General features: G+C 62.3%; 14 protein-coding genes and 2 pseudogenes. 6 read left to right on the top strand and 10 right to left on the bottom strand.

Annotated features, from left to right (window positions below; all coding sequences use genetic code 11):
- Window positions 1–10 precede the first annotated feature (10 nt).
- Window positions 11–1,312, bottom strand: a complete 1,302-nt coding sequence (locus P9220_RS21110) for a gallate dioxygenase (RefSeq protein WP_309767418.1) — start codon at window positions 1,310–1,312, stop codon at window positions 11–13.
- A 342-nt stretch (window positions 1,313–1,654) separates the two neighbouring features.
- On the opposite strand from P9220_RS21110, the gene P9220_RS21105 reads away from it, so the two are divergent.
- Complete coding sequence (locus P9220_RS21105; protein ID WP_309767416.1) at window positions 1,655–1,960, top strand: high-potential iron-sulfur protein; 306 nt, start codon at window positions 1,655–1,657, stop codon at window positions 1,958–1,960.
- A gap of 21 nt (window positions 1,961–1,981) precedes the next feature.
- On the opposite strand, the gene P9220_RS21100 is transcribed toward P9220_RS21105, so the two are convergent.
- A complete protein-coding gene (locus P9220_RS21100) occupies window positions 1,982–2,491 on the bottom strand; it encodes a DUF4019 domain-containing protein (protein WP_309767415.1) in 510 nt (169 codons plus the stop codon).
- A gap of 120 nt (window positions 2,492–2,611) precedes the next feature.
- Between P9220_RS21100 and P9220_RS21095 the strand changes: the two genes are divergently transcribed.
- Window positions 2,612–3,484 (top strand): endonuclease/exonuclease/phosphatase family protein, encoded by an 873-nt coding sequence (locus P9220_RS21095; RefSeq protein ID WP_309767414.1) that lies wholly within the window; start codon window positions 2,612–2,614, stop codon window positions 3,482–3,484.
- Here the strand turns inward: P9220_RS21095 and P9220_RS21090 are convergent.
- The 7 genes and pseudogenes from P9220_RS21090 to P9220_RS21060 form a co-directional block, all read right to left on the bottom strand.
- The gene (locus tag P9220_RS21090; RefSeq protein ID WP_309767413.1) at window positions 3,481–4,149 is read right to left on the bottom strand and encodes a tetratricopeptide repeat protein; all 669 of its coding nucleotides are present in this window, start codon (window positions 4,147–4,149) and stop codon (window positions 3,481–3,483) included. The genes P9220_RS21095 and P9220_RS21090 overlap by 4 nt on opposite strands.
- Complete coding sequence (locus tag P9220_RS21085) at window positions 4,146–4,517, bottom strand: cytochrome c-type biogenesis protein (RefSeq protein WP_309767412.1); 372 nt, start codon at window positions 4,515–4,517, stop codon at window positions 4,146–4,148. Before P9220_RS21085 ends, P9220_RS21090 begins: the two co-directional genes overlap by 4 nt.
- A complete protein-coding gene (locus P9220_RS21080; protein ID WP_309768214.1) occupies window positions 4,510–5,049 on the bottom strand; it encodes a DsbE family thiol:disulfide interchange protein in 540 nt (179 codons plus the stop codon). The genes P9220_RS21085 and P9220_RS21080 overlap by 8 nt, the downstream gene beginning before the upstream one ends.
- A gap of 3 nt (window positions 5,050–5,052) precedes the next feature.
- Window positions 5,053–6,099: pseudogene (locus P9220_RS21075) on the bottom strand (molybdopterin-dependent oxidoreductase); the annotation flags it as partial.
- Window positions 6,071–6,349: a chaperone NapD gene (locus P9220_RS21070; RefSeq protein ID WP_309768213.1), complete on the bottom strand. Its 279-nt coding sequence runs from the start codon at window positions 6,347–6,349 to the stop codon at window positions 6,071–6,073. The gene P9220_RS21070 and the pseudogene P9220_RS21075, both read right to left, overlap by 29 nt.
- Before the next feature lie 82 nt (window positions 6,350–6,431).
- Complete coding sequence (napE, locus tag P9220_RS21065; protein ID WP_309767410.1) at window positions 6,432–6,590, bottom strand: periplasmic nitrate reductase, NapE protein; 159 nt, start codon at window positions 6,588–6,590, stop codon at window positions 6,432–6,434.
- Between the two features lie 493 nt (window positions 6,591–7,083).
- Window positions 7,084–7,782, bottom strand: coding sequence for a nitroreductase (locus P9220_RS21060; RefSeq protein WP_309767408.1), 699 nt, complete (start codon window positions 7,780–7,782; stop codon window positions 7,084–7,086).
- A 243-nt stretch (window positions 7,783–8,025) separates the two neighbouring features.
- Between P9220_RS21060 and P9220_RS21055 the strand changes: the two genes are divergently transcribed.
- The 4 genes and pseudogenes from P9220_RS21055 to P9220_RS21040 all read left to right on the top strand — a co-directional run.
- Complete coding sequence (locus tag P9220_RS21055) at window positions 8,026–8,646, top strand: 2Fe-2S iron-sulfur cluster-binding protein (RefSeq protein WP_309767406.1); 621 nt, start codon at window positions 8,026–8,028, stop codon at window positions 8,644–8,646.
- A gap of 12 nt (window positions 8,647–8,658) precedes the next feature.
- Entirely contained in the window at window positions 8,659–9,663 is a 1,005-nt protein-coding gene (locus P9220_RS21050) for a xanthine dehydrogenase family protein subunit M (RefSeq protein WP_309767404.1), read from the top strand.
- Between the two features lie 23 nt (window positions 9,664–9,686).
- Entirely contained in the window at window positions 9,687–11,924 is a 2,238-nt protein-coding gene (locus P9220_RS21045) for a xanthine dehydrogenase family protein molybdopterin-binding subunit (protein ID WP_309767403.1), read from the top strand.
- Between the two features lie 581 nt (window positions 11,925–12,505).
- Window positions 12,506–12,714, top strand: a pseudogene (locus tag P9220_RS21040) (IS3 family transposase); the annotation flags it as partial.
- A gap of 983 nt (window positions 12,715–13,697) precedes the next feature.
- Here the strand turns inward: P9220_RS21040 and P9220_RS21035 are convergent.
- Window positions 13,698–13,961 (bottom strand): hypothetical protein, encoded by a 264-nt coding sequence (locus P9220_RS21035; protein ID WP_309767402.1) that lies wholly within the window; start codon window positions 13,959–13,961, stop codon window positions 13,698–13,700.
- Between the last annotated feature and the right edge of the window lie 398 nt (window positions 13,962–14,359).

The raw sequence follows: 14,359 nt of genomic DNA, 5'->3' as shown, positions 1-14,359 counted from the left end.
TAGGTGTTATTTATTGCTTGCCCTGCTCCGCCTTGTCCCAGTCGAGCTTGTCCGCGCTCTTGCCGGCGACCGAATACAGCGCGCCCGGTGCATTGCGCGTCCGCTGGAATTCTTCGAGCGATTCGCCGCGCATCGCGGCGTAGATATGCAGGTTCGATACGCCCGTCACCGCGCCGAGCTTTTCGAGCATGAAGAAGATGACGCCGTAATGCAGCATCGCGCGCCAGTCGCGGCGGCGGATCATGTCGCGCTCCTCATCGCTCAGGCCCGCAGCTTCAAACGTTGCTTCGGGGTCCTGCCTGAACGCATCACGATGTGCGGGCTCGATCATGCGATGCAGATAATCGTTGATGCGATACGCACGCACCGCCGTCTCGATGCTGAACGGATACGTGCCCTTCAGCTTCTCGACATCGGTCAGTTGTTCGGCCATGCGCTGCCGATGACGCGCGATGATGGCGGGCTTCGTCTCGCTGTCCTCGCCTTCGTAGATGGCGGTCGCGATGCCGGCCATCGAAGGCAGGTAGTAGCTGCGATGTCTGCAGACGACATTCGATGACAGCGCGCCCCGCATCGTCAGCCACATGACGACTTCCGCGCCTTCGTAGCCGCCGAGTTCCGCATATTCCGCGATGGTCATGTCCGCGAGCTGTTCGGGATCGCGCTCGAAGAGATCGAGAAAGCGCGCATCCCATTCGGTGTTGTTGAAGCCGGCGCGCTCGCCGTGCACCTGATGCGAGAGGCCGCCCGTCGCGAGAATGGCGACCTTGATGTCTTCCGGATAGCTTTCGATCGCGCGGCGCAGCGCGAGGCCGAGCTTGTAGAAGCGTCGCGCGCTCGGCACCGGCAGTTGCAGCACGCCCATTTGCAACGGCACTATCTTCACGGGCCATTCGGGCTTGTGCGGGCACAGCATCGACAGTGGCGAGAAGCAGCCGTGATCGAGCGGCTTGTTCTGAAAGAACGACATGTCGAATTCGTCGGTCATCAGCGAGTTGCCGATGTGCGCGGCGAGCGCGGGATGTCCCTTGATCGGCGGCAGATCGCGTGCGCCGCCGCCTTCGTCCGCCACCCGCCATTCCGGGCCGACGCCTAGCGAGAACGCCGAGTAGTGATCGAAGAAGAACGATGTGACGTGATCGTTGTAGATGGTCACGATGACGTCGGGACGCTTCTCTTCGATCCAGTCCGCGAGCGGCGCGAAGTTCTCGAAGATCGGCGCCCACACGGGGTCGTCGCGCTTGTTCTTGTCGAATGCGAAACCGATGGTGGGCGTGTGCGAGGCGGCGATGCCACCGATGATGCGGGCCATGTTCAGATGCTCCGTGAGGTCCGGGCGATGAGGCGCTCGTCGACTGCACGCGGCCCGGTTCGTTGCGAAAACTGAAGGCGAAGATACGGGGAGTCGGGGGGTGCGCGGAACTACGCGTAAACCATGCTTCGGCGTGCAGATGCGTACGCCGGGAGGGGTCGCGCGCCGGCCAGCGGCGGTTTCGCGGCCGGCCTTTCACCTGCGCGCCGGATATTGCCGATAAACAAAACAGATGGCGGAACAAAAAGGACGCAAGCGAAAGCGACCGTGCGCGCATCGAAGTGCAAGAGGGCGTATCGTTTCGCAAGCGTCCCGATAACGACACCCTGCCCATTCCCGCATATGAACACTTCCCGCCGTACCTTCATGATGGTGACCATCGGCACGGGCGCGTCCGTGTGGCTGGCCCGTGCGAACGCGGATGCATCGCACTTGAGCGAAACCGATCCGGCGGCAGCGGCCGTCGGCTACAAGGAGGATGCCGCGAAGGTCGACAAAGCGAAGTATCCGAACTTCGCGGCGGATCAGAACTGCGCGAATTGCTCGCTGTTTCAGGGTAAACCGACTGACGCGTGGGGCGGGTGCACGTTGTTCGGAGACAAGCTGGTCGCGGCCAGGGGGTGGTGTGCTTCGTATACGAATATGTAGGCCGCAGCGCCAGCCTCGTTGTCACCGCACCGCATATCCGACGAATCGCCACCGCCTGTCCGGATCGAGGATGAACGTGACGCTCTCCCGCGACGACTGCCGCGCATCGCTGAACTGGGTTTCGAACGCCACGCTCATGAACGAACCGGCGGGCATGTTGCCGGTGCCGTCGAACTGAAGATGCTTCACGCCCATCGGCATGCGGATGCCCGGCGCACCCAACGCCGCGCGGTCCCGCGTCACCTTGTTCACGAAGTCCTCGCGCGTGATGATCTTTTTCGCAACCGCCGACGCCCCATCCCACACTTCGCCCGGCTTGTTCTGATCGATGAGTTTCACGATCGCGATGGCTGCTTCCGCGATATCCTGATCCAGCTTGTCGAGATTCGCCTGCTGTTCGCGCGTAAGCGACGGCGCGGGTCTCGGCTGCGGCGCGGGCTGCGTCTGCTGCGCTTGTGCAGTACCGCCGGCCGACACGAGCAGAGACATCAAGGACAGCCCGCTCAGCCAAAGTTTCGTGTTCGTATTCATGGTGCCGATTCGAGTGTTTCAGGTACTGTGAATTGTAGGCCGCACTTTTATGAGACAGTCAGAAATACTGAGTTTCTCAAGACCGGTGTCATGCACGATCACGCTCGGAGGAGCACGACTATGCGGCTCGTGAACTGGAACATGCAATGGGGACGCGGCGTGGATGGGCGTGTCGACCTGCCGCGCATCGTCAGCGAGGCGAAGGCGCTGTGCGATTTCGACGTCCTGTGCCTGCAGGAAGTCACGCGCGGTTTTCACGAAGGCGAGGAAGCGGGCGGGCTTGCGGGCCGCCCGAGCGCGGATCAGTTCGCCGAACTGGCGGCGCTGATGCCTGGCGCGACCGTCATCGAAGGCATCGGCTCGGATCTTCCACCGCTCGGCGCAGGCAGCGCGCGCAGGCAGTTCGGCAACGCCATCGTCAGCCGTCTGCCGGTGCGGCAGGTCCTGCGCCAATCGCTTCCCTGGCCTGCCGATCCCCCCAAGCCCTCGATGCTGCGCGTCGCGCTCGAAGCGGTCGTCGAAACGGACGTAGGCCCGCTTCGGGTCATCAGCACGCATCTCGAGTTCTATTCCGAAGTGCAGCGTCTCGCGCAAGTGGCGCGGCTGCGCGAAGTGCATCAGGAGGCGTGCGATCATGCGCGCCGGCCCTCGAAGACGGAGAAGCAGGCGAGCCCGTTCGCCGATACCGCGCGGCCCGTGTCGGCGATCGTCTGCGGCGACTTCAATAGCGCATACGAAGGCGCCGCGTATCGCGCGATGCTCGAGCCCATCGCCGATGCGCCCTCCTTCGTCGATGCCTGGACGTGCGCGCATCCGAACGAGCCGCGTGCCGCGACTGTCGGCCTTTACGATCACGAGCAATGGGCGGATGGTCCGTTCGCGTGCGACTTCATCTTCGTCACCGACGATCTGAAGCCGCGCATTGCGGGATGCGAGGCGGATCAGAACAGCCGGTCATCGGATCATCAGCCCATGTGGCTGGAGTTGCGCTAGCGGCGCTTGCGCATCGTGAGCAGCGTCTCGTCGATGTTTTTCTGCGCCTGCCTCGCGATTTCCGGCTCCGCGCCCGATACATCGCGCAACGCTTCCCAGTGACGTATCGCCAGTGGATAGTCCCGGCGGTCGAACGCCGCCGATGCCGCCAGCGCCAGCGCCTTCGGATGACCGGGATCGATCGCGAGCGCCGCGTCGATGTTCGTCAGCGGTTCGCCGGACAGGTCGCCGCCCCTGGCGCTGGCGAGCGCGTCGGCGTAGTCGGCGAGCAGGTCGGGATCGCGTGGCGTGAGCGCCAGCGCCCTGCGATATGCGGCGGCGGCATCGGCGGGACGTTCCAGCACGGCGTACGAGCGCGCGAGCATCGTCCATCCTTTCGCATCGTCGGGTGTGCGACTCATTCGCGCAGCGAGGCGGCTCACCATCACCTCTATCGAACCGGGCGATTCGCCATGCTTGTCGATACCGGCCGTATCGCCGGAATAGACGGCGAGCGCGGCCGGATTGCCGATGTGCATGTACATGGTCATGGCCGCCGAAGGCAAGAGCGCGATCAGCAAGGCCGCGAGCGCAGCATGCGCCCGCTCGCGTCCGAGCAACGGCGTGACGACGCAGCCGAGCGCGGCGAGCACCATCACGGCGGCAATCAGCCAGAACGCGATCATTGCGCCCGCCTTGCGCGGCGTATCGACAGCGCCAGCGCAATCGCGCCGGCCAGCAGCGCGAGCAACGGCCCGAACCACAAAGCCCACGTCGCCGGCTTCATCGGCGGACGATACAGCACGAAGTCGCCATACCGGCGCACCATGTAGTCGCGAATCTCTTCATCGGATGCGCCGGATCGGGCCTGCTCACGGATACGCTCGCGCAAGTCGGCCGCAAGCGGCGCGGCGGAATCGGCAAGGCTCTGGTTCTGGCAGACGACACAACGAAAGCTCTCGGCGAGTTGCCTCAGGCGATCATCATCGTTTGCGCGGGCGGCCGATACGGCCATCCAGAGGCATACGCAAACAAGGACCGTTATCCTAATCATCGACGGATACCTTCTGCAGTTTTCCGACGAGCGGCAGTATCACTTCATCGAGCGATGTCCGCGTGAGCGGCCCCGCCTGCCGGTAGCGCACGACGCCCGCGCGATCGATCACGAAGGTCTCCGGCACGCCATACACGCCATAGTCGATGCCCGTGCGCCCGTCGCGGTCCACCAGCGATAGCACGTATGGATTGCCCGCTTCTTCGAGCCATCGCAGCGCCGGCTCGCGTTCGTCCTCGTAGTTCAGTCCGTAGACCGGCGCGACGCCGCTGCCCGCAAGTTTCATCAAGACCGGATGCTCGTCACGGCAAGACTCGCACCACGACGCCCACACGTTGAGCACCCAGACCTGGCCGCGCATCGAACGCGAGGACATCGTCCGATGCGCGGCATCGAGCCTCGGCAGCTCGAACGCGGGCGCAGGCTTGCCGATCAGCGCAGAGGGCAGCCTGCGCGGGTCGTTTCGCAAGCCCGCCGCCAGCAGCGCGACGAGGGGCACGAGCACGAGCAACGGGATCAGAAAGCGCTTCATCGATACGCCCGACAGCTTGCTCACATAGGCCGCGTCGTACTTCGACACGAACTTCGCGAAATCGTCGAAGGTGATGGGCTGCGATCCGTTCGCATCGCCCGCATTCTTCGCGGCCCTCTGCAGCGGATGATCGGGCCGCAAGCCATAGCCAATGTCCGTATTGCCGCGCCTGAAGTTGACGTGCTTGTCGACGAACTCGCGATTCACCTTGCCGCTCTTGATGATGACGTTCGCGATGTAATTCATGATCGCGAGGTCGGTTTGCGGCGTGAAGACGATCGTCTCGTCGGCGAGATCGAACGAACGGTGCTCGAACGTCGAGAGCGTCACCACGCGCACGTTCGGATCGGCGAGGCGCCGCGCCGTCACGCGCGACCACAAGACGGGATGCATCTCCGCCATGTTCGATCCCCACAGCACGAAGGCATCGGTTTCCTCGATGTCGTCGTAGCAGCCCATCGGCTCGTCCATGCCGAAGGTCCGCATGAAGCCTGTCACCGCCGACGCCATGCAGTGCCGCGCGTTCGGATCGATGTTGTTGCTGCGAAAGCCGGCCTTCATCAGCTTGACGGCGGCATAGCCTTCCCAGATCGTCCATTGGCCGGAACCGAACATGCCGATGGCCGTCGGTCCTTTGTCCTTGAGCACGCGCTTGAATTGCCTCGCCATTTCATCGAACGCACGGTCCCACGTGACAGGCGCGAATTCGCCCTGCTTGTCGAACTTGCCATCCTTCATGCGCAGGAGCGGCGTCGTCAGGCGATCCTGTCCGTACATGATCTTCGACAGGAAGTAGCCTTTCACGCAGTTGAGACCGCGATTGACTTCGGCTTGCGGATCGGCCTGAGTGGCGACCACGCGGTTTCCCTTGACGCCCACGAGCACGCCGCAACCGGTGCCGCAGAATCGGCATGGCGCTTTAGACCAGGCGAGGTCGTCGGCATCGGCGGCGACGGCCATGCCTTCGATTCCCGGCAGCGTGATGCCTGCCGAAGCAGCGGCGGTCGCGGTGGCCGTCTGTTTAATGAATGCGCGACGAGTCAGTTTCACTGGAGTCGTCCTCGTTGAGCGAATCGGCCGCCTCGTGATGCTGATAGACGAGTGCGATGCTCACGACATCCGGTATGGCCTGCGCCGCGCTCAACTGCTCCGCGACGCACGACGCTCTGTCGCCTTCCAGCGTGACGACGAGCTTGCCGTCGGCGCTCGCGCCGTGAACCTGCGTGCCGGGGATTGCCTGAAGCGCGCGCGTCACCCGATGAATGGCATCGCCATGCACATAAACGACGACGCCCGCGATGTGTATTTGGCTGTCGAATCATTATCGCGAAACAAGCGCATGGATTCATGCTCCGTCTGTCGATCAATGCGAAACGATGCCGCTAATGATGCGGCGGTCCGCCGACCAGCATTTGATAGAACCACACGATGAAACCATAGCTAGCGATCAGCATGACCGTCAGCACCGGCACCATGACGACGGTCAGGAACAGAAAGCTGCGCAACTCTTCGGTCTTGCGGAGTTCGTTGTTATCGCTCATGACACGGACCCGGGACGCGCGACGAAACTGCATGATCAGACTAAAGGGATGCACTCATGTTGGGACATGAATCGGCCATCTTCAAGTTCAACTTCGATAACAAAGCGCACGACGAACGCAACGTTGCGAGACGCGCCGCCAAAAATGGAAGCCGGCAGAAAGCGAATCGCCCTCTCGTTCCCGTTCTTCGACAAGGGCGAAAGCTCTGTACTTCCTTAACTTATCGCGGCGTAGTCCCGGGCGGGATCGCGGTTCATCGTGCTATGACCTTATCCCGCTGCGCGATCGCTTAAGTCTCGATTAAGGAAAGGGCCGTAGTCTCGTTGCTGACCGACCCACCCTCCTTCCGGCCGCGCAAGCGGCCATTTTTTTGAGCGCCGCGATGCGAATGCTCTTGCGCCTCTTGCTGGTTCTGCTCGCGCTCGTCGTCTTTTCGGCTATCGGCGTGCTCATCCTGTCGCTGCTTGCACGCGTGTTGACGACGCATTGACACTCACGCGCCGAGAAAGCGCACCACGTTCGGCAAGGACTCGCGCTCGCTCGCAAGACGGTTCTCGGCCTGGGACCAGTCCGCATAGCCGAGGCTCATGCCGCACACCACCGTCTCGTTCTCCGGCAGTTGCAACTGCTCCGCGATGATGCGGTGATAGCGATTGAACGCCGCCTGCGGACATGTATCGAGGCCGAAGGAACGCGCCATCAGCATGACGTTCTGAATGAACATGCCGTAGTCGAGCCACGACCCCCGCTCCATGATGCGATCCGTGGTGAAAATGATGCCGACGGGCGCGCCGAAGAACTCGAAGTTGCGGCCCATCTGCGCGTGCATCCCTGGTTTGTCGTCGCGCGTGATGCCAAGCAGCGTATAAAGCCCGATGCCGAGCGCGCGCCTTCTTTCGAGGTACGGCGAGGTCCAGGTGCGCGGGTAATACGCGAATTCTTCTTGGTGCTCGCGGTCGGCGTCCGGATTGTTGAAAACGGCGAGAATCGACCGGGAGAGCGCGTCCTTCGCATCGCCGGTCAGCACGTAGACCTTCCACGGCTGAATGTTGCTGCCCGATGGCGCGCGGCATGCGCTCGCGAGTATGGCTTCGAGCGTCGCCCGTTCGACCGGATCGGCGAGGAACGCGCGAATGGAACGGCGGGTTGCGATGGCATCGGCGACAGAAAGGCTTGGGTTCATCGTCAGCATGGAGAAATAGGCAAGGCATCCACGCTAACACGCGGGCGCGCCCGGTGCGGGCCGCGTCGCGATCCGTGAAAGATCGGCGTCGTCTGCTTATACTGGCTGAGTGTCTTCCCAGCGCATCCTTCCTCGTTCCTCGATCGGAAGCGACTGTGCAAGCTGCAACGCTTCAACGCATCTTCGCCTCTCTATGCCCCGCCGCACCCGCAACCCTGCGCTGCGCGATGCGCCATTCAAGGAGATTGCCCGATGCAACACCCCGTCCCCCAATCGAAACCCGCGCGCGCCGATACACCGACAATCAGCCGGCTCGCCGCGGACCCGCAGGCAACGCACGAAGCGAACGGCAACGGACACGCCGCCGCCGAAGTGCTCGCGCCGCCCGCCGCAAAGACAAACGACGCGACTGCCGACATCACGCTGACCATCAATGGCCGGAGCCATACGCTGTCGCTCGATCCGCGCACGACGCTGCTCGATGCGCTGCGCGAGCACGTTCATCTCACCGGCACGAAGAAGGGCTGCGATCACGGGCAGTGCGGCGCGTGCACCGTTCACGTGAACGGACGTCGCGTCAATTCGTGTCTATGCTTCGCCGCCGCGCACGATGGCGATTCGATCACGACGATCGAGGGCATCGGCGAACCGGACGCGCTTCATCCGATGCAGGCGGCGTTCGTCGAATGCGATGGTTTTCAGTGCGGCTATTGCACCGCCGGGCAACTGATGTCCGCGGTCGCGCTGCTCGACGAACCCGTCGGCCCCAGCGACGACGACGTGCGCGAAGCGATGAGCGGCAACCTGTGCCGCTGCGGCGCGTATCAGAACATCGTCACGGCGATCCAGTCCGTGCGCGGCAAGCAGGACTGACGGGAGCGCGACATGGACATGTTTCAGCTTTCCCGCGCGCGCGACCTGCCCGACGCCATCGGGGCGGGCGCTGCGGCCCATACCGCGCAGCAAGGCGCCGAAGTGCGCTTTCTCGCGGGCGGCACCACGCTCGTCGACCTGATGAAGCTCAACGTCGAACGTCCCGTGCGCGTCGTCGATATCAACCGCCTGCCGCTGGGCGCCATCGAAGCCACGGACGATGGCGGCGTGCGAATCGGCGCGACTTCGCGCAATTCGGATGTCGCGCATCATCCGCTGATCCGCGAGCGTTACGCGGTGCTGTCGCAGGCGCTGCTGTCGGGTGCGTCCGTGCAGCTGCGCAACATGGCGACGACCGGCGGCAATCTGCTGCAGCGCACACGCTGCGTCTATTTCCGCGATACCGCGTCGCCGTGCAACAAGCGCGAGCCCGGCGCGGGCTGCTCCGCGATAGGCGGCGCGAATCGCATGATGGCGATTCTCGGCACGAGCGAATCGTGCATCGCGAGCAATCCGTCGGACATGAACGTGGCGCTCGCCGCGCTCGAAGCCACCATTCACGTGGAAGGCAGGAGCGGCAAGCGCGCCATCGCGTTCGAGGACTTTCATCTGCTGCCCGGCGCGACGCCGGATCGCGAGCACGTGCTCGAAGCCGGCGATCTCGTCACGCACGTGACGCTGCCGCCGCCCGTCGATGGCGCGCGCTCCGTGTATCTCAAGCTGCGCGACCGCGCGTCGTATGAGTTCGCACTGGCGTCGGCGGCAATCGTCCTCGGCGTGAAGGACGGACGCATCGCGCATGTTCGCGTGGGACTCGGCGGTGTCGCGACGAAGCCGTGGCGATCGCGCGAAGCCGAGAACGAACTGCAGAACGCCGCGCCCGATGAAGCCGCGTTCCGGCGCGCCGCCGACGCCGCGCTCGCCGATGCGAAGCCGCAAAGCGAGAACGGCTTCAAGGTGGAACTCGCGAAGCGCTGCATCGTGCATGCGCTGAAGCTCGCCACGCAGGCATCCTGAACCGACGACCGGAGAACGCATTCATGTCCACCGCGCCCGACGTATCACCGTCCGTCAACGGCATCATCGGACGGCCGCACTCGCGCATCGACGGACCGCTCAAGGTCAGCGGCCGCGCGACTTACACATCCGACGTCGATCTGCCCGGCATGTTGTACGCGGTGCCGGTGTGCAGCACCATCGCGAGCGGCAGGGTCACGTCGCTCGAATTCGCCGCCGCGCAGGCGATGCCGGGCGTCAGGCTCGTCTTGCATCGCGGCAATATCGGGCGGCTGTATCGCATTCCCGGCAATTCGTTCGAAGAAGGCTACGTCGACGAGCAGCGTCCGCCCTTCGAGGACGACGTGATCCGCTACTACGGGCAGTACGTCGCGTGCGTGATCGCGGACACGTTCGAGGCGGCGAGCGCGGCAGCGGCGGCGATCAAGGTCGGCTATGAGGTCGCGCCGCACGATGTGAGCGCAACGCTCGTGTCCGAGCGCGAGCCGAAGGTTCAGAGCGAACGCGGCGATCCCGAGGGCGCATTCGACGGCGCGGCAGTGAAGATCGACGAGACCTACGTGACGCCGACGGAAACGCACAATCCGATCGAACTGCACGCGACGGTCGCGCACTGGGACGGCGACGCCTACACGTTCTACGAGACGAGCCAGGCGGTGTCGAATCATCGCGGGACGCTCGTGCAGATGCTCGGCGTCCCGAAAGAGAAAGTGCGCGTGATTTCGCGCTATCTCGGTTCGGGCTTCGGCGGCAAGCTGTGGATGTGGCCGCACTCGCTGCTCGCCGCCGCCGCGACGCGCCAGACCGGGCGGCCGGTGAAGCTCGTGCTGAGCCGCAGGATGATGTTCCAGAACGTGGGGCATCGTCCGGTGACGCAGCAGCGCGTGCGGCTCGCCGCATCGCCGGATGGCAAGCTCGTCTCGCTGCGGCACGACTTCCTGAATCACGCCGCGCTCGCGGACGAATACACCGAAGACTGCGGCGAAGCGACGCCGCACATGTACAGCACGGCGAATCTGCGCGTGACGGGCGGCTCGGTGAAACGCAATGTCGGCTCGCCCACGTCGATGCGCGGGCCTGGCGCGGTGCCGGGCCTCTATGCGCTGGAATCGGCGATGAACGAGCTTGCGCTCGCGTTGCGGCTCGATCCGGTCCGGTTGCGGCTCGCCAACGAGCCGAGTGTCGACGAAAGCAGCGGACTGCCGTTCTCGTCGCGGCATCTGGTCGAATGCCTGAAAATCGGCGCGGAGAAGTTCGGCTGGTCGCGGCGCACGCCGGACGTCGGCTCCATGACGCGCGATGGCCTCACGCTCGGCTGGGGCGTCGGCGCGTGCAGCTGGCCAGGCTTGCGCTTCTCGGCGGACGCGAGCGTCGATCTGCGTGTGGACGGCACGGGGCGCGTCGTGTGCGGCACGCAGGATATCGGCACGGGCACGTACACCATTCTGGCGCAGCTCGTCGCGGAGCAGACGGGCATTCCGCTCGACCGCATCGAAGTCGGCCTCGGCGATACGGCGTTGCCGGTCGGACCGATATCGGGCGGATCGGCGGCGACGGCATCGGTGGTGCCGGCGGTGCTGGACGCGACGCGGGCAGCCGTCGACATCGTGCTGTCGCGGGCGGGCGCGGCGGAAGGATCGCCGTTCACGGGCGTGAAGCCGGAGGAACTCGTGTTGAGCGGCGGGCGGGTGCATCGCAAGGGGGAGGCGGCGGAGAACGGCGTGCCGTACACGCGCATTCTCGAGGCGGCCAAGATGCATGCGGCGTCGGGCAGCGCGAGCGCGAAGGGCGGCTTCAACGATCCGCTCAAGAAGGACTGGTCGATTCACTCCTACGGCGCGCACTTCGCCGAAGTCACGTGGGAACCGGCGACGGCGCGTCTGCGCGTGAGCCGCGTCGTGACGGTGATCGACGGCGGCAAGATTCTGAACCCGCGTGCGGCGCGCAGTCAGATCGAGGGCGCGGTGGTGATGGGCGTCGGCATGGCGCTTTTTGAGCACACTTCTTACGACCAACGCTCGGGCGCGCCGGTGAACAGCAGTCTCGCGGATTACGTGATCGCGACGAACGCGGATACGCCGAAGCTCGATGTGACGTTTCTCGATTATCCCGATACGGTGTTCAACGAACTCGGGGCGCGTGGAATTGCGGAGATCGGGCTGGCGGGGATTGCGGCTGCGATTACCGATGCGGTGCATCACGCGACTGGGGTCAGGGTCAGGAAGTTGCCGGTGATGATCGAGGATTTGGTGGGGGGGTGAGCGGGCGTGTTGCGGCCGCTTGCCCAATAGCGGCCGCTCTTGTGACATTTCCACGCGTCGGTGTGATCCTATGGGCGGACTTCCGTGGCAAACGAAATGACGAGTTAGAAGCAAGCGGCGATGGCAATCGCGCGGTCACCTTGCCAATGTCGTAACTCAGTCAGCGATCAGTTGCATGCGTCCGACGAGCGAAATCACGGCGGAAGACAATTTCTTCCGATGCGTTAAAGCGTCGCTGTATATTTGAAGTCATTCCTCTGGTTCGCATAGATCCTAGATTCCAAGCGCCGGTGATCGCCACTTCTTTGCTTCGAACCTGAAAGACGCAAACAAGTCCGAGAACAGCTTGATATTTTATTCTCCCTCGATGTAGGTCCCAGTGGTAAAGCAAATAGGTCGCCGATTGCGACGCATTTCCTGAGACGAGGATAATCGCACTGAACTGCCGTAATCGACGCATGGTGGCGTTGGTCGAATGGTCGAGCACTCATAGACCGTAAGTTCACCGCCGGGCAGCGCAACTCGACTTTTTGACCCCCCCGGATTCGGTGGAGGCTCCAACTCTTGAGCGTTCTGGCTAAACGATCAACGGCTTGTACAAGCCGGAACTAATTCATCGTCGCGCGCCGTGGAAAACACGTGAAACCGTCAACTAGCGACGCTGGAATGGGTGACTTGGTTCGATCCGGATCGCTTGATGGAACCACTCGGCTATATCGCACCAGCCGAAGCTGAGGCAAACTATTATCGGCAACTCAGCATCACGGCTGCAGAGCTGGTATCAACTTAAACCAAGCAGCCTCCACAATTCCCGGGGCGTTTCACACTTGATGTGTTCGACAAGGTATTGAGGCTTGCCGGTGAAAGGCTCCTAAGCGAGGGAAGAAGCTATTCGTTTGGTGTCACAACCAACGGATATCTCCTTCCCCACTTGAACATGTCTTTATATCTGTACAGTTGTTCCCAGGTGTTCAACTTTCTTCGCGACACTAAACGTCCACCAAGTATGCTCAAGCTTCAGCCAGACGTTGATCTTAGGCGCCCCTAAACCGCTACGGCACAGGGCGCCGTTGCCCGCTATTCCCTTACAGCCTGATCTATCGGCTCGAACCTGAACGATGAGAACAACCTCGTGAGACGCTCGATACTCATCTTTCGCTTCGAGTAAGATCCCAACGGATAAAGGTAATAAACAACCGACTGCGAAGCATTTCTAGAGACGAAGATGATCTCATCTGCTCGTGGAAAGGTACTTTCTTGAACGTCATCTAGAAGTTCACCTGTGCACGCTATTCGTCTGGCATGCGCGGTTGGTTCTGCTGAGACTCGTTCTCGCGGGCACCAGAATAAACGAATCCAACATTGCAAATGTCTTCTGTGAGACTGCAGTGTCTGCCACATCCACATAGTCGATTCCTTTTGGAACGGAGTAGGATAACCGACAGTCGCTACGAATGATCGTTGAAGATGCTCCGAGCGAGGTACCGCAAAACCAATAACGAATACAACGCAGACGCATGAAGCTTTTTCCGATTCGACCTCACGTGGCACGAAGTACTTTCACCGGGTTATGACGCCTTCGCCTAACGACATGTGTGCGTTAACGCCGATGGACGATTTCATGAGTAACGAAACACTTCTCTGTCATACTCCTAGACTTTTCCTTGTACGCGAGGGACGATTGCATCCTCGAACAACCGCGTTACCCTCGGGTTCCGCACGAAGGCGAGCACAGGGATGAGCGAACAAACGTCGTACCCGCGACGCGACGCCTTACCGTTCGCACCTGTCACGTATCAACTCAACGTTGCGTAGGCGTTGCTTTGCAAGGCTGAGCGTCAGTTCGCCACTAATCCAGCCCGGTATATCGGCCAAGGGTCTGGCCAGATCTTTCTCCATCCGAGATGTGTGGTCGAGATAGCTTTCCGCCAACTGCGCGCAAGCAGGGCCATTGCGCTGGCTTATCGTTGCTACAAGTATTTTGATCCTCTCGTCCGCCTCTGCGACGCCTTCGTCGTAACATTGCTGAACGAGCATTCCGCATCCTCCTTCGCAACGTAAGCGATCTTGCTCAGTGCGGTTCATGCACGAAGTATAAGCGTCAATACTAGATGTCTTCGCCGGCGTATTGAGACTTGCGATTGCAAGGAAACACACCACTGCACACTTGGCCAATTTGAACATTATGGTTCTCATACAGGGCTTAGCAAGGTAACCTGGCAAGCTCGAAACAGGTCCGTCTCCAATCAGTCTCGGTATTCTGATGCCGGCACACGCCAACCCTTGAACGCGCCGTAACGCTTGTAGTTTTCCTCGAAGGTCAACTGAATCACTTCGCGTCCATACCAAGGCGCGCACCTAGTCCTAGGACCGCCGCCTTCAACTGTACTGCTTGGATAGTACTCAACCGGCGTCAGCACACGACGTTTTTAGGC

Source organism: Caballeronia sp. LZ016 (genome assembly GCF_031450805.1).
Classification (GTDB): domain Bacteria; phylum Pseudomonadota; class Gammaproteobacteria; order Burkholderiales; family Burkholderiaceae; genus Caballeronia.
The sequence above is the reverse complement of the archived record's forward strand: the minus strand, read 5'-3'. Positions and strand labels throughout refer to the sequence as shown.

What these genes read in the sequence shown, in the direction of transcription:
- napE (WP_309767410.1), bottom strand. Translation starts at nt 6,590, where the DNA reads ATGAGCGATAACAACGAACTCCGCAAGACCGAAGAGTTGCGCAGCTTT.
- P9220_RS21060 (WP_309767408.1), bottom strand. Translation starts at nt 7,782, where the DNA reads ATGCTGACGATGAACCCAAGCCTTTCTGTCGCCGATGCCATCGCAACC.
- P9220_RS21045 (WP_309767403.1), top strand. Translation starts at nt 9,687, where the DNA reads ATGTCCACCGCGCCCGACGTATCACCGTCCGTCAACGGCATCATCGGA.
- P9220_RS21085 (WP_309767412.1), bottom strand. Translation starts at nt 4,517, where the DNA reads ATGATTAGGATAACGGTCCTTGTTTGCGTATGCCTCTGGATGGCCGTA.
- P9220_RS21050 (WP_309767404.1), top strand. Translation starts at nt 8,659, where the DNA reads ATGGACATGTTTCAGCTTTCCCGCGCGCGCGACCTGCCCGACGCCATC.
- P9220_RS21055 (WP_309767406.1), top strand. Translation starts at nt 8,026, where the DNA reads ATGCAACACCCCGTCCCCCAATCGAAACCCGCGCGCGCCGATACACCG.
- P9220_RS21090 (WP_309767413.1), bottom strand. Translation starts at nt 4,149, where the DNA reads ATGATCGCGTTCTGGCTGATTGCCGCCGTGATGGTGCTCGCCGCGCTC.
- P9220_RS21105 (WP_309767416.1), top strand. Translation starts at nt 1,655, where the DNA reads ATGAACACTTCCCGCCGTACCTTCATGATGGTGACCATCGGCACGGGC.
- P9220_RS21110 (WP_309767418.1), bottom strand. Translation starts at nt 1,312, where the DNA reads ATGGCCCGCATCATCGGTGGCATCGCCGCCTCGCACACGCCCACCATC.
- P9220_RS21095 (WP_309767414.1), top strand. Translation starts at nt 2,612, where the DNA reads ATGCGGCTCGTGAACTGGAACATGCAATGGGGACGCGGCGTGGATGGG.
- P9220_RS21035 (WP_309767402.1), bottom strand. Translation starts at nt 13,961, where the DNA reads ATGCTCGTTCAGCAATGTTACGACGAAGGCGTCGCAGAGGCGGACGAG.
- P9220_RS21100 (WP_309767415.1), bottom strand. Translation starts at nt 2,491, where the DNA reads ATGAATACGAACACGAAACTTTGGCTGAGCGGGCTGTCCTTGATGTCT.
- P9220_RS21080 (WP_309768214.1), bottom strand. Translation starts at nt 5,049, where the DNA reads ATGAAGCGCTTTCTGATCCCGTTGCTCGTGCTCGTGCCCCTCGTCGCG.